Annotated in this window: 11 protein-coding genes and 2 pseudogenes; 10 read left to right on the top strand and 3 right to left on the bottom strand. The window is 69.7% G+C overall.

The genetic code is table 11. The features are described 5' to 3' along the window. Positions 1–17: 17 nt before the first annotated feature. A pseudogene (locus ACIPJI_RS23600) lies at positions 18–176 on the bottom strand (MOSC domain-containing protein); the annotation flags it as partial. Between the two features lie 245 nt (positions 177–421). On the opposite strand from ACIPJI_RS23600, the gene ACIPJI_RS23595 reads away from it, so the two are divergent. The 4 genes from ACIPJI_RS23595 to ACIPJI_RS23580 all read left to right on the top strand — a co-directional run bounded on the left by ACIPJI_RS23595 (position 422) and on the right by ACIPJI_RS23580 (position 1,983). After that, entirely contained in the window at positions 422–544 is a 123-nt protein-coding gene (locus ACIPJI_RS23595; protein WP_402248568.1) for a hypothetical protein, read from the top strand. Positions 545–594: 50 nt separating this feature from the next. Further along, positions 595–825: a hypothetical protein gene (locus ACIPJI_RS23590; protein WP_402248567.1), complete on the top strand. Its 231-nt coding sequence runs from the start codon at positions 595–597 to the stop codon at positions 823–825. 84 nt (positions 826–909) lie between these two features. Then, the gene (locus tag ACIPJI_RS23585) at positions 910–1,671 is read left to right on the top strand and encodes a GNAT family N-acetyltransferase (RefSeq protein ID WP_402248565.1); all 762 of its coding nucleotides are present in this window, start codon (positions 910–912) and stop codon (positions 1,669–1,671) included. 84 nt (positions 1,672–1,755) lie between these two features. Then, on the top strand, positions 1,756–1,983 hold the full coding sequence (locus ACIPJI_RS23580; protein WP_402248563.1) for a hypothetical protein: 228 nt from the start codon (positions 1,756–1,758) through the stop codon (positions 1,981–1,983). Between the two features lie 179 nt (positions 1,984–2,162). On the opposite strand, the gene ACIPJI_RS23575 is transcribed toward ACIPJI_RS23580, so the two are convergent. After that, positions 2,163–5,429 (bottom strand): LamG-like jellyroll fold domain-containing protein, encoded by a 3,267-nt coding sequence (locus ACIPJI_RS23575; protein WP_402248561.1) that lies wholly within the window; start codon positions 5,427–5,429, stop codon positions 2,163–2,165. Positions 5,430–5,985: 556 nt separating this feature from the next. Here ACIPJI_RS23575 and ACIPJI_RS23570 point away from each other — a divergent pair. The 6 genes and pseudogenes from ACIPJI_RS23570 (at position 5,986) to ACIPJI_RS23545 (ending at position 13,455) form a co-directional block, all read left to right on the top strand. Next, a complete protein-coding gene (locus tag ACIPJI_RS23570) occupies positions 5,986–7,071 on the top strand; it encodes an ABC transporter substrate-binding protein (RefSeq protein WP_307709963.1) in 1,086 nt (361 codons plus the stop codon). Between the two features lie 83 nt (positions 7,072–7,154). After that, positions 7,155–8,738, top strand: a pseudogene (locus tag ACIPJI_RS23565) (sugar ABC transporter ATP-binding protein); the annotation flags it as partial. A 305-nt stretch (positions 8,739–9,043) separates the two neighbouring features. Further along, on the top strand, positions 9,044–10,015 hold the full coding sequence (locus ACIPJI_RS23560; RefSeq protein ID WP_402248559.1) for an ABC transporter permease: 972 nt from the start codon (positions 9,044–9,046) through the stop codon (positions 10,013–10,015). Next, positions 10,012–11,058: an ABC transporter permease gene (locus ACIPJI_RS23555; protein WP_402248557.1), complete on the top strand. Its 1,047-nt coding sequence runs from the start codon at positions 10,012–10,014 to the stop codon at positions 11,056–11,058. Before ACIPJI_RS23560 ends, ACIPJI_RS23555 begins: the two co-directional genes overlap by 4 nt. A 122-nt stretch (positions 11,059–11,180) precedes the next feature. Next, a complete protein-coding gene (locus ACIPJI_RS23550) occupies positions 11,181–12,272 on the top strand; it encodes a LacI family DNA-binding transcriptional regulator (protein WP_356619271.1) in 1,092 nt (363 codons plus the stop codon). Between the two features lie 112 nt (positions 12,273–12,384). After that, a complete protein-coding gene (locus ACIPJI_RS23545; RefSeq protein ID WP_356619273.1) occupies positions 12,385–13,455 on the top strand; it encodes an aldose epimerase family protein in 1,071 nt (356 codons plus the stop codon). Positions 13,456–13,637: 182 nt separating this feature from the next. On the opposite strand, the gene ACIPJI_RS23540 is transcribed toward ACIPJI_RS23545, so the two are convergent. Then, complete coding sequence (locus tag ACIPJI_RS23540) at positions 13,638–14,408, bottom strand: UbiA family prenyltransferase (protein ID WP_402248554.1); 771 nt, start codon at positions 14,406–14,408, stop codon at positions 13,638–13,640. Between the last annotated feature and the right edge of the window lie 100 nt (positions 14,409–14,508).

The raw sequence follows: 14,508 nt of genomic DNA, 5'->3' as shown, positions 1-14,508 counted from the left end.
GGCCGGAGCGATGAAGTTCAGACGCGTTCCAGCGGCCGGTGCGGGCCCGCAGGCAGCTCGACGGCGATCGTGTCGCCGGGGCGGACGGTTCCGCCCTGCCGGACCACGCCCATGATCCCGGACTTGAAGACGAAGTCCCCCGTCGCCGGGTCGAGTTCGAAGACCTCCTTGAGAACGCGTTTCTGAACCCCTGATCGGCCACCGGAACGGTACTCATCGTTTTCGGCCTGGACATGGTTCTGTCCGAACGATCAGGGACCGAGACCCGAGGCGCATCAACCTCAAGGCGGCGATGTCCCATGGTGTGGTTATCCCCACCGCCAGGGGGTGGCTTACCGGGTGGGCAATGACATCGGTGCGCGGTGATCGTGTGTCCCAGAGACGACTTGATGGCCACGCATGACGAAGGGACACCTCATCGATGCGCATCCTCCTGATCGGGCCGCCCGGAGCCGGCAAGGGCACGCAGGCAGTGCGCCTTGCCGCGCATCTGTTCGAGGACGGCAAGCACGAGCCCGCCGCCGCCGACTTCTACTACGGCTAGATGGAGATGCGCCGGCACGCCGACGACATCCCCGAAGCGAGCGGAGCCTCTTGTCCGCATACTGGGCGCTGTCCGGCTACGGCTTGCGTGCCTCGCGCGCCCTGTACTGGCTCGCGGGCACCATGCTCATCACCGTCGTGCTGCTGATGGGTTTCGGGCTTCCGCAGGACACCCCGAAGCAGCGAGCGACCGGCACCGTGCCGTCAGCTGGAGGCAAGGCCACCTTCGAGACGTCGACTTCACCCAGCTCGACGCCGGCGCAGGCCCCAAAGCGGAAATGACGGCCTGAAGGTCCCCGCGAAGCCTTCGCCCCACCGGGGGTAATTCGTAGGCGGCCATGGTCCACGGCTGCCTACGCTCCCCCCATGCCGAACTCAGAACTACAGCGGATCAACTCCTTCCTGTCGGCCTTCGCCCGCCGTCAGGCCGCGCGCATCGTCGACCTCCCAGGCGGGTTCGCCGTATATGACGACGCCTTCGCACATTCCCGCGCGAACAATCAGGTCATCATCGACACGGCCGTTGATTCCGAGGCCCTGCCCGCCATCGCGGAGGAGGCACTGGGGCATCTGCCACACCGACTGATCTCCGTCCTTGACGACGAAGTCGGAATGGCGTGTGCAGAGCTGTTGACCCGGGCGGGATACGCCCACTCCACCTATCTGGTCATGCTGCACGCAGGCCCGGTGCCGGCCGGCGGGCCCGCGGAGGAGATGGACCTCGACGCGATACGCATCCCACTCACCCGGCGATGGCGGGGCCTCCTTCCGGACGTCGACGACGAGGTCATACGCCACCTCGTCGACCGACGCGACGCCCGCCGCCGCGGGGCCGACGTCGTCCACTTCCTCGGTGCCCGCACGGAGGAGGGCGAGGTCGCCTCCTGGGCCGACCTCTATCTGGACCCGGCAACTGGCACCGCCCAGATCGAGGACCTGATCACCTCGGAGGCCCACCTCAGGCGCGGTTACGCAGATGCCGTCCTCACCACCGCCCTGCACCTGGCCGCCGACATGGACTGCGATACCCGGTTCTTGACCGCTGATGCGAGGGACTGGCCACGACACTGGTACGAACGCCGCGGCTTCTCCGTCATCGGCCACTCTCACTGCTTCGAACGGGGCTGATTGTGAGACACCGGGTGCCGGTGACACATCCCCGACCTGCGTGAACTGCGTGCCTCCCGCGTTCCGCGCCAGCTCGAAGGCACTGTGAGCACGGATTGCGCAGCCCCGTCACCTCCACGATCGCCTCTTCCCCGAGGTGCAGAGGGCGACACCGGCGGGGACCTTGCCGTCCTTGCCGAACTGGCCGCTGAGGGGGCCGTCACCGTCGAGATCGGCGGCCAAGGGTCCTGGGACCGCTTCGACGAGGCGGCCGAGGCGCTTCGCGGGCGCCGGATCTCCGGGAAGGCCGTCCTGGAGGTGGTGACCCAGTGAGCAGCACGCTGCGATGTCACCGCGACGGCGTTCCAGCCGGGTCCGTTCACAGCCACCCGGAACCACCATCTCGCCGCGCGAAGTGCGGCGATGCTGTCCGGAGCACTGACATGCCCCGACGGTGGGTACACCCGGCGAGCAGTCGAGACCGCTCGCCGGGGACCGTTCAGCCGTTGGGGCTACGGCTTCTCACCGGCGTGGAGAGCGCTCACCTCCTCGGCCGTCAGTGCCTTGTCGAAGGCGTGGACCTGGTCGATCGCGCCGTTCCAGAAGTCGACGTTCCCGCCGTTCCACCGGGCGCGGCCGACGGACAGAGGGCCGGTGCTGACGTCGGCGGGGCCGGGCTCGGCGGTCGCCACCAGTGTGCCGTCGAGGTACAGCTTGATGTCGTTGCTCGCGGTGTCGCGCACACCGACGAGGTGGTACCAGCGCCCCAGTTCGGGCACCGTCTCCACGCGGGCGCGGTGGCCGCCGGGTGTGCTGAAGGCGAAGGCGCCCTGTCCGTACTGGAGGTAGAACGGGTTCTCCTGACGGCGGCCGTCCTGGCTGACGGCGGTCGCGTAGTTGCCGGGGACCGCGTCGAGCGTGACCCAGGCGGAGACGGAGTAGCTCTTGGTGGTGTCGAGCACCGGGCCCTCGGTCTGGGCGAACTGGCCCTGGCCGTCGAACTTCAGCGCGCTGCCGCTGACGCCCGGGGTCCAGGTGGTGCCTTCGGTGAGCTTCAGGGGCTCGTTGTTGGGACCGTCGTCGCGTGCGGTGGTCCCCTGGCCCTCGTCGAGGGCCCAGTACCCGCCGCCCTTCAACTCGTCACGCTCGCCCGCCGCGGCGCCGGCCGCGATGATCCTGCGGTTGATGTCGCGCACCTTGACCGGGTCGACCTTGATCTCCCGGCGGTCGTAGGTGTACAGCCCGTTGAGCTCGTTCTCCAGGTCGGAGATCTGGGTGTAGACGGAGCCGGACAGCTCGGCGCCGGCCTGCTCGAGGTAGAACTTCTCGGTGTTCTCGACGTACTTGCGGGTGAGCGCGTCCTTGTCGGCCACACCGCTGTAGATCACCGTGGGAGCGCCCGGCCACATGTGGCCCGGGGTGCGCAGCGTGAAGCCTCCGTGCTCGCCGTCCATCGCGGCCCGGTTCGCGTCGGGGAAGGCCGGGTCGGTGTTGTTGTAGTCGTGATGGTCGATGATGTCGCCCTTGCCCGAGTCGCCCTTGGAATTGCAGCAGTTGACGCCGCTGTGGGCATTGACGACACGGGACGGGTCGGCGGCCTTGACCGACTCGGCGATGCGGCCGCTCTCCTCACGGTTCCACTCGCCCCAGCCTTCGTTGAAGACGATCCAGCCGATGACGGAGGGCGAGTTGTGATGCTGGCGCATCATCTCCCGGCCCTGGTCGACGAAGGCCTTCTGACCTGTCTCGTTGGTGATGTTCCCGGAGACGAAGTCCTGCCAGACCAGCAGGCCGAGCCGGTCCGCGTGGTAGAACCAGCGCGGCGACTCCACCTTGATGTGCTTGCGGACGGCGTTGAAGCCGAGCTTCTTGTGGGCCTGGAGGTCGAAGGCCAGGGCCTTGTCGCTGGGCGGGGTGTAGAGGCCGTCGGGCCAGAAGCCCTGGTCGAGCGTGGCGAGGGAGAAGATCGGCTTGCCGTTGAGCACGAGCTTCTGGAAGCCGCCGACCTTCTCGATCCCGATCTCGCGCATACCGAAGTAGCTGTCGATCCTGTCGGTCGACCTGCCGTCGGTCAGCTTGACGTCGAGGTCGTAGAGGTACGGGTCGTCCGGGGTCCACAGGTGCTGCTTCGCCACGGGCAGCCGCAGCTTGCTGTTGGCGGGTCCGCTGACCTTTCCGACGACCTCGCCGTTCGCGTTGCGGGCGACGGCCTCGACGCGGGCGTTCGTGGAGGCGTCGTCGGACTCGACGGTCACCGCCAGGGTGCTGGTGTCGATGTCGGGCGTGGTGACGACGTTGTCGATCGAGGTGTCGGCGACGGGTTCCATCCATACCGTCTGCCAGATGCCCGACGTCTGGGTGTAGAAGATGCCGCTCGGGTCGGTGGACTGCTTGCCCATCGGCTGGTTCGCGCCGCCGGTGTCGGTGACGGCGACGACGATCTCCTGCGGTCCGGTGCCCTTGAGCGCGTCGGTGACGTCGGCGCTGAAGGCGTTGTAGCCGCCGGTGTGTTCGGCGACCTGCTTGCCGTTGACCCAGACACGGGCCCGGTAGTCGACGGCTGTGAAGTTGAGCTTCAGCCGGTTGCCCTTGCCGACCTTCCAGTCCCGGGGCACGTTCACCAGCTTGCGGTAGAACATGTGGTCCTCGTGCCGCTCGAGCCCGGACAGCTGCGACTCGACCGGGAAGGGTACGACGATCTTCTCGTCGAGATCCTTGCCGAAGACCGGCTGCTCACCCGCCTCGGCGCCGCTGAACTGCCAGGGCCCGTTCAGGTTCTTCCACTTGCCGCGCACCTGCTGCGGGCGGGGGTACTCGGGCAGCGGGTTGTTCTCGTCGACCTTGTCGCCCCACGCCGTGGTGAGCCGGTGGGTGGAGGCGTTCTGCGCCGAGCGGATGATCTGCGGCACGGTCCCGGTGCCGGCCTTGAGGCCGCCTTCACCGTCATACGTCACCTTGACCTGCTGGTTCTTCTGGATCGGCGCCGCGAGGGTGACGAGCAGGGAGTTGGGGTCGCCGGAGTCGACGGCGACCGACTTGATCGGCATGGCCGTCGTGTCGGCCTCGATCTTCAGGTGGTCCTTGACCGCCTCGATGTCGCCGACCTTGTTCTCGAACCGCGCCCGCAGCTGCCGGCCGTCCTCGGCGACGGACAGCTCCACCGGGTAGACCTGGAAGCCGGCGGGCGGGGTGAAGGCCGACTCGGGCACGAGCTGCTTGCCCATCGACGGACTCGACCAGCGCAGGAACATGTTCGCCCCGCCGAAGTCCTGGAACATCTCCAGACGGAACTCGAGCTTCTGGCCGGCGGTCAGCCTGACCGGTGCACTGGTCTGCTCCCTGTCCCAGTCCGGCTCCCAGTGGTCGATGACGGGCTTGCCGTCGATGAACAGCCGGAAGCCGTTGTCGCCGATGCCGTAGAACGTGTAGTCCCCGGTCGCGGGCGCCTCGATCATCCCTGTCCAGCGGGCGGTGGTGTGCTCCGCGCGCCCGGTCAGTGACTCGAAAGTGGCCGCGAGGCCGGGGAAGTTGATCTGCGGATCGAGTGATACGCCGCCGAGGTCGGCGAAGTCCCGGGCGCCGGGCGCCGACATGCTGAAGTACTCGCCCTTGAGGCCGTGCACCTCGATGGCGGCGTTCTCGGCGGCGGACGCGGACACGGTGCTGATCGGCTCGGCGGCCGACGCGGTGGGCACCAGGCTGCTGACCGGCAGCGTCAGTACGGCTGCGGTGAGCAGCGCCCACAACCTGGTTCGGGGGCGGGTGAGTTGTCTTGTCATCGAATCTTTCCTCGCACAGAGGGATCGGAGCCGGGCCTGTGAGGAGTGGATGCGCTGATGGGATCCGGTGATGGGGGGTGTCCGCCCTCGAGGAAGGCGGCCTTTAGGTCCGAGCACGCTCGTCGGAGCGGGCCGAGGGCCGTCGGCCGCCCACGTGGGCAGGGCACCGGCGCAGACAGCGGCCGATGTCCCTCGCCGGCCACTGTTCCATCGTTGGAAAACTGTGTGCAGCGGAATGAGAGCACGCCACCCGACGGCTGTCCAGGCCCCGCGCAGGCCGGCTCCGGGGGCCGCTCCTTCCGTCAACGGGCCCTTGTCCCGGCGCATTCGGGAAACGTCGCGCAACACCCTTGCCGCATGCCGACCGACGGTTATATAACGTTGTAAACCCGGGGTCGCCAACGGCCGTTCGGACGCGTTCCAGCTTCTTTTCCCCAGGTCAGAGTTGTTTCTGATCGAGCCTGCCGGACTGGGCGCAGGCTGACTCTCCGTACCCACGCTGCCCGATCGCACGCCACTCGGCGGTGCGCTCACCCCCGCCTAGGAGTGTCCTGAGATGACCATCCCGAAGAAATCTCGCTCGCTCACCGTCGCCTGTCTGCTGGCCGCCACCGCGACGCTGGCCGTGTCCGGCTGCGCCAAGTCGGAGACCACGAGCAACGCCGGCGGTGACAGCAGCCAGGCCGCCCAGGCGGCCGAGACGCCCGCCGGCAGCTCCGGCTCCGGATGCACGCTCGAGACCTACGGTGCCCCGAAGCTCGACCTGAAGGACGCGGTCGTCGGCTTCTCCCAGTCGGAGAAGGAGGCCAACCCTTTCCGTATCGCGGAGACGCAGTCCATCAAGGACGAGGCCGCCAAGGTGGGCGTCAAGAAGCTGCTCACCACCAACGCGCAGTCCCAGCTGTCCAAGCAGATCAGCGACATCCAGGACATGCTCGCCCAGGGTGCCCAGTTCCTCATCGTCGCCCCGCTGAACTCCGACGGCCTGGAGCCCGCCTTCAAGGCCGCCGCGGCCAAGAAGGTCCCCGTCCTGACCATCGACCGCAAGGTCAACGCGGGCGCCTGCAAGGACTATCTGGCCTTCCTGGGCTCGGACTTCGTCGAACAGGGCAAGCGGGCCGCCGACGCGATGATCAAGGCGACCGGCGGCAAGGGCAAGGTCGCCATCCTCCTCGGGGCATCGGGCAACAACGTCACCACCGACCGCACCAAGGGCTTCGTCGACCAGGTCGCCGCCAAGGCGCCCGGTCTGGAGATCGTCGCCCAGCAGACCGGCGAGTTCGCCCGTGACAAGGGCCAGCAGGTCATGGAGCAGCTCATCCAGTCCAAGCCGGACATCACCGCCGTCTACGCGGAGAACGACGAGATGGCACTCGGCGCCGTCACCGCCCTGAAGTCCGCCGGCAAGAAGCCCGGCAAGGACGTCAAGGTGGTCTCCATCGACGGCACGCGCAACGCCGTCCAGGCCCTGGTCAACGGCGAGTTGAACGCGGTCATCGAATCCAACCCGCGCTTCGGTCCGCTCGCGTTCGCCACCGCGCAGAAGTTCTACGCCGGTGAGGAGATCCCGGAGAACGTGATCATCAGCGACCGCTCCTACGACGAGTCCAACGCCAAGGCGTCCATCGGCGGAGCGTACTGACCGAGCTTGCTCCGGGCCGCCGCGGTGCTCCTGGCCGCGGCGGCCCGGAAACCATCCCACACGATCTCCGGAAGGCCGAGTTCATGGCATCCCCCGAAGCGGCAGCGTCCGCGGCGACCGGCGAACCGCCGTCGCTCACGCCGACGGTGCTGGAGGCCCGCGGCGTCAGCAAACGCTTCCCGGGCGTGGTTGCCCTCGATGACGTCTCGTTCACCCTGCGTGCGGGAGAGACCCACGCGCTCGTCGGCGAGAACGGGGCGGGCAAGTCCACGCTGATCAAGGTGCTGACCGGCGTCCACCGCCCCGACGGTGGCGAGTTGCTGCTGTCAGGTCAGCAAGTGCACTTCGCCCGGCCCTTCGAGGCGCAGCAGGCCGGCATCTCCACGATCTACCAGGAGGTGAACCTCGTCCCCCTGATGAGCGTGGCCCGCAACATCTTCCTCGGCCGCGAACCGAGAACCCGACTGGGACTCATCGACTTCGGGCGGATGCACAGCGAGGCCGCCACCCTGCTGGAAGGCTTCCGCGTCACCGTGGACCCCCGCCGGCCCCTGCACACGCTCGGCGTCGGCACCCAGCAGATGGTCGCGCTGGCCCGCGCCGTGTCGGTCCGCGCCCAAGTGGTGATCATGGACGAGCCCACTTCGTCCCTGGAGCCGCGCGAGGTCGAGACCCTGTTCCGGGTCATCGGCGACCTGCGCCGGCAGAACATCGCCGTCCTCTACGTCAGCCACCGCATGGACGAGCTGTACCGCATCTGCGACCGCGTCACCGTGCTCCGCGACGGCCGGCACATCCACACCGGCGACCTGGCGGACCTCGAGCGTGTGCAGCTGGTGTCCATGATGCTCGGCCGGGAGATCACCGAGGTCCGCCGGCACGGTGTGACCAGCTTCGGCGACGAGGGCCACGACATCGCGCGCAAGCCGGTCCTCACCGCCGACGGACTGACCAGCAGGCACCGGCTCGACGACATATCGCTGGAACTGCACCCCGGCGAAGTGCTCGGTCTCGGCGGCCTGTTGGGGTCCGGACGCAGCGAGACGGCCAAGGCGCTCGCCGGCGCGCTGCCCCTGGACAAGGGAACCATCAGCGTGGCGGGCCGGGTGCTCCGCCGGATCTCCTCCGCGAGCGCCGTCCGCGCCGGGATCAGCCTGCTGCCCGAGGACAGGAAGGCCGAGGGCATCGTGCCGGGCCTCTCTGTACGAGAGAACATCGTGCTCGCCGCCCTGCCCCGGCTCTCCCGCGGCGGCATCGTCTCCCGCAAGCGGCAGGACCGCATCGTCGACATCTTCATGAAGCGTCTGCGCATCAAGGCGTCGAGCCCCGAGCAGAAGGTCGGCGAACTGTCAGGCGGCAACCAGCAGAAGGTGCTGCTCGCCCGCTGGTTGTGCCTGGAACCCAAGGTGCTGCTGCTCGACGAGCCCACTCGGGGCATCGATGTCGGCGCCAAGGCCGAGGTGCAGGCGCTCATCGACGAGCTCGCGCAGGAAGGGCTCGCCGTGCTGCTGATCTCCTCCGACATCGAGGAACTCATCGAAGGGTCCGACCGGATCGTGGTCCTGCGGGGCGGGGCGACGGCAGGCGAGCTGACGGGTGACCAGGTCAGTGAGGCCGCGCTGCTCGCGGTGCTCGCCGACCACGCGCCCGCGCCGGTCCCGCCGGAGGCGGAGACCGGCGGAAGCACCGACGCCGACGCTGATGCCGGAGCCGGAGCCGGAGCCGACGTCGAGTCCGACGCCACCGACCCGCTCGCCCCGGCCCCGGCCGGGGGCCCGGTTCCTGAGCAGGCCCCGGCCGCGGGCCGAGCCACGCTCCCGGACCCGTCCCCGGACCCGTCCCCGAACCCGTCCCCGAACCAGGCCCCGGACCCAGCCTCGGACCCGGCCCCGGCCCCTGTTCCTGACCGGGCCGCAGCCGATGCCCCCGCCGATCTCGCGGCCGACGCCCCGGCCGTCAAGGAGGACCTCCGATGACCACCCACGCCCCCGCACCGCCGGGGCGGAGCCTGCCACGGCTGCCCGGACCCGCGTGGTTCCAGGAGTACGGCGTGTACGCGGCGGTGGCAGCGCTCCTCCTCTTCAACGCCTTCTTCACCGAGCACTTCCTCACCGCCGACAACCTCCGCACCCAGCTGATCCAGGTCGCCCCGGTCGTCATCGTGGCCCTGGGCATGGCGCTGGTGATCGGCACCGAGGGTGTCGACCTGTCGGTGGGCTCCGCCATGGCACTGGCGGCAGCCGTACTGCCGCTCTACCTCGGCTACGGCCTCGTTCCCGCCCTGCTGATCGCGCTCCTCGCAGGAGCGGTGGTCGGCGCGGTGAACGGCACCCTCGTATCGGTCGTGGGCCTGCAACCCATCGTCGCGACACTCGCGCTCTTCGTCGGAGGCCGGGGGATCGCCCTGGTCATGGCGGACGGGCAGCTCAAGCAGATCTCCAACCCCGACCTGCTGGCCCTCGGCACCGGAAGCTTCCTCGGCATCCCGCTCGTCGTACTCATCGCCGGAGGGCTGGCGCTCGCCGTCGCCTTCCTCGTCCACCGCACCACCTTCGGACGGCAGGTCGTCGCGATCGGCGGCAACCGGCCCGCGGCGGCCCTGGCGGGCCTGCCCGTCAAGCGCGTCCTCACCGGCGTCTACATCCTGTGCGGCGTGCTCGCGGCGCTCGCCGGCATCCTCGCCACCGCCCGCCTCACCGCCAGCGACCCGTCCTCCCTGGGCAATTTGATGGAGCTGTCCGCGATCACCGCGGTGGTCGTGGGCGGGACTCCGCTCAGCGGTGGCTCCATCCGCGTGCTGGGCACCGTCGCCGGAGCGCTGCTGATGCAGCTGCTGCGCGCCACGCTCGTCAAGCACGACCTGCCCGACTCGACCGCCCAGATCGCCCAGGCGGCCATCATCATCGTCGCCGTCTACGTCGCACGGGAGCGCCGATCCCGATGAAACTCTCCTCAGTCCTCGACCCCGCCGGGACACGAGCACCGTCGCCCGGGCCCGGCGGGCAGGCCGGCCCGGAAGCCGGGAGCGTGTCCGGCGGACAGCGCGTCGCCTCGCTCGTCCAGCGGCAGGGCGTGCTCGCGGTCCTGCTCCTCGTTGTCGTGATCGCGTCCTTCGTCTACCCGACGTTCGCCACGCTCGACAACGCCCGTGGTGTGACGGTGCAGGCGTCCTTCCTCGCCATCGTCGCGCTGGGCATGACCATGGTGATCATCACCGGTGGCATCGACCTGTCCGTCGGCTCGGTCTTCGCCCTCGGCGGCGTACTCGCCGCATGGGCCTCCCAATGGGGCGTACTCCCGGCGCTGTTGGTGCCGCTGGTGGTCTGCGGAGCGATCGGCGCGCTCAACGGAGTGCTCATCGCCCGCGTGGGCATGGCTCCCTTCATCGTCACGCTCGCCTCCCTGCTGGGCGCCCGCGGACTGCTGCTCGCCATCACCGACGAGGGCGCCACCACCTATCTGGTGCCCAAGGACTCGGCGTTCGCCGAGCTCGGCCAGGGCAGCGTCTGGGGGTTCGGCCATCCGATCCTGATCGCCCTGGTGCTCTTCGCCGCCGGCGGCGTGGTCCTCCAGCGCACCTCGTTCGGTCAGACGCTCTTCGCGGTGGGCGGCAGCAGCGACGCCGCCCTGCTCATGGGGCTTCCCGTGGCACGCGTCAAGCTCACCGTCTATCTGCTGAGCGGCCTGCTGGCCGGCCTGGCCGGGGCGATCAACGCGGCACGGCTCTCCTCGGGCGTGACCATCATCGGCGTCGGCATGGAACTCGACGCGATCGCCGCCGTCGTCATCGGCGGGACGCTCCTCGTCGGCGGCGCCGGCTCCCTCAGCGGCACCCTGTGGGGCGTGCTCCTGCTGGCGGTGATCCAGAATCTCATCAACCAGATCGGTTCGCTCAACTCGTCCTACCAGTCCGTGGTCAGTGGCGGATTCCTCATCGTCGTCGTGGTCGCGCAGCGGTACCTGGCGCGAAGCCGAAGAACCGCTTGAACCGGGCGGCGGCCCGCGGACCCCGGGGGACCAGATCCGCGGGCCGCCGCCCGGGCAACCACCCCAGGAGCTGGACAACCCGGCCGCCTTCCGGTCGGCTCAAGTCGAACACAAGGAGTGCCGTGGGCGTCAGCCTCAAGGACGTCGCGCAGCGGGCGGGCGTGTCGATCAAGACCGTGTCGAACGTGGTGAACAACTATCCCCATGTCACACCGCGCATGCGCGCCAAGGTGCAGCAGGCCATCGACGAACTCGGTTACCGTCCCAACCTCACCGCACGCCATCTGCGCAAGGGTCGCACCGGCATCATCGCCTTCGCCGTTCCCGAACTCGGCAACCCCTACTTCGCGGAGCTGGCCGGAGCCGTCATCGACGCCGCCGCCCGCCACGACTACACGGTGCTCGTCGATCACACCGCCGGCCTGCGCGAGCGGGAGCTCCTGGTCAGCCAGGAGTTCCGGTCGCACGTCATCGACGGGCTGATCCTCAGCCCCATCCATCTGGAGACCGAGGACCTGATCGCTCGTCAGGAGACCTCGCCCTTGGTGCTGCTGGGGGAGCGGGAGTACGAGGCCCCGTACGACCAGATCGCCATCGACAACGTGGCCGCCGCCCGCACCGCCGTCCGCCACCTGCTGGGCCTGGGCCGCGAACGCATCGCCTTCCTCGGCTCACGTACCGACCGCGAGCGCCGGCCAGCCCACCTGCGACTGCGCGGCTGGCGCGAGGAACTCGCCGCCGCCGGCCGGGAACCGGACGAGACACTCGTCGTCGCCACCGACGGCTACGGCCGCGCCGACGGCGCCGCCGCCATGGCCGCCCTGCTCGACCGGGGCCGGCGCCCCGACGCCGTGTTCGCCTACAACGACCTGATCGCCATGGGGGCGATGCGCACGCTCACCGAGCGTGGACTCACCGTCCCGGACGACGTCGCCGTGGTGGGCTTCGACGACATCGAGGAGAGCCGCTACGGCAGCGTCACACTCACCACCATCTCTCCCGACAAGCAGGCCATCGCCCGGCTGGCCGTGGACAGCCTTGTCGAACGGCTAGCCGGTCACGTCATGGCCGAGCCACGCAGGGCGAGACCCGGCTACCGGCTCGTGGTCCGTGAATCGACCGGCCCCGCGGAGCGGCGGGAGGCCCGCCGCGACCCGGCTCAGGAGGACGCCCGCGTACCGGCTCAGGAGACCGGCTCCGCACCGGCGACGTAGGGAGACCGGCATCCGCCGGCGACGAACCGGCATCCGCCCGGCGACCACCGGGATCAGACCCCCACCGGCCAACCGTGTTCTTTGGGGACACCACTCGCCACGAGGACTCATCATGCCCCGACCCACCGCGCATCACAGGCCGTTCGGATGTACGCCGAGCGGAGAGGACGTCGGCCTGTGGCGACTGGAATCCGGCACCGGTGCGTACGCCGAGATCCTCACCTACGGCGGCATCCTGCACGCACTCGGCGTACCCGACACCGCGGGCGACACCGCCTCCGTGGTCCTCTCCCTGCCTTCCGCCGACCAGTACGCGGAGAAGAGCCCCTACTTCGGCGCCATCATCGGCCGGTACGCCAACCGCATCGCCCATGGCCGCTTCGCCCTCGACGGGGCGACCCATCACGTCCCCGTCAACGACCGCGGGCACGCGCTGCACGGCGGCCCGGAAGGCTTCGACACGAAGGTCTGGAATGCCGTCCCGCTGGTCGAGGACGACAGGGCCGCGGTGCGGCTCTCGTTGCACAGCCCGGACGGGGAGATGGGCTTTCCCGGCGCGCTCGACGTCGCCGTCACCTACGCGCTCGACTCCTCCGGCACCCTCTCGCTGTCCTTCACAGCGGAGACGGACCGGCCCACGGTGGTCAACCTCTGCAACCACGCCTACTTCAACCTCGCAGGAACCGGCGACATCCTGTCCCACACCCTTCAGGTCGACGCCTCCGCGTACCTGCCGGTCCGTGAGGACGGCATCCCGACAGGCCGGGCACTCGAAGTTCTCGGCACACCTTTCGACCTGACGACGCCCCAGCTGCTCGGGGACCGGCTGTCCGCACCGGACGCCCAGATGGAGCGGGCCGGGGGCTTCGACCACTGCTGGGTCCTGTCGGCCGCCCCCGCCGGCATCCTCCGGCGCGCCGCGCGGCTCACTGCCCCGGCCGCCGAACGGGTCATGGAGGTGTGGACGACGGAACCAGGCCTCCAGGTCTACACCGCCAACCAGCTCAACGGCTCCCTCATGGACGGCCACGGACGCAGCCTCGGCCGCCACAGCGCCGTGTGCCTGGAGACCCAGCATTTCCCTGACGCGCCCAATCGCCCTGATTATCCGAGCACCGTCCTGCGCCCCGGCGCGACGATGACCAGCCGCACCGAGTTCCGCTTCCCGCACCTGCCGACGTGATCCCCCGTCACTGCCGCAGGGCTGCTCGCAGCCACGCCGCCACGGTGATCAGCAGCAGGCCCAGAGTGCCACCGTGACCCACAGGCCCCGGTCCGCGCCGAGCCACATGAACAGCAGCGGGCCTCCGAGGAGCACCACCATGATGGCGGCGCCGCCCGCTACGGCAGCGCACGTGCGTGGTGTCAGGCGATGTCCGTGCCCCGCAGCAGCAGTTGCACCACGGCCAGCGCGGCCACAGCGATCGCGGCCCGGAAAGGCCACTTCCTGTTGCCGTGAAGCATGGCCGTGGCAGCCACCGCCGCACACGCGGCCGTGGCCGCAACCGCCCAGCCGATCACTCCGGCCGTGCCCGGAGGCCCGGCGGTGAGCACGCCGAGAGCCGTCAGCATCACCGCAGGAGCAAGCCACCGGCACGCGGTGGCGCCCAGGCGTTGCGGCAGGCCCCGGACACCGGTCGCCAGATCGTCGTCGATGTCCGGGAGGACGTTCACGAGGTGTGCCCCGACGCCGAGCACGGCGCTCCCGACCGTCGCCCACCAGGCGGGCCACGGCTCGGACGGCAGGCCGAGCGTGACGAACGCGGGCAGTGAGGCGAACCCGAGGGCGTAGGGGAGCGGGGAGAGCACGGTGCCTTTCAGAAGGAGGTTGTAGGCCCAGCCTCCGGCCAGCACTCCGGCCATATGCACCGCCGCCGCCGTCACCCCGCTCAGCAGGGACAGCGGGACGCAGACAACGAGCGCCGCCGCGGCTGCCCTCGTCACCACGGGCCGCGCCAGCGCGCCGGCCGCCACCGGTTTGTCCCGGCGGCCGACGGCGGTGTCCCGTCGCGCGTCGACCGCGTCGTTGCACCACCCCACGGAAAGCTGTCCGGCCAGGACCGCGGCCGCGACGCCCAGCGAACCGGCCGGCCCGCGGCCGGCCGACAGGGCCAGTGCGGTGACGAACACCGTCACGGCGACCGTAGCCTCCGGGTGGCACGCACGCAGCAACACCAGTAGCCGGTGTGTCGCCCGAAGGGAAGTTGCGGAGGGGTATAGAGACACGGGTGCAAGG

Source organism: Streptomyces sp. NPDC086835 (assembly GCF_044745705.1).
Lineage (GTDB): Bacteria > Actinomycetota > Actinomycetes > Streptomycetales > Streptomycetaceae > Streptomyces.
Note: the sequence above shows the minus strand (reverse complement) of the source record. Positions and strands in the feature narration are given on the sequence as shown.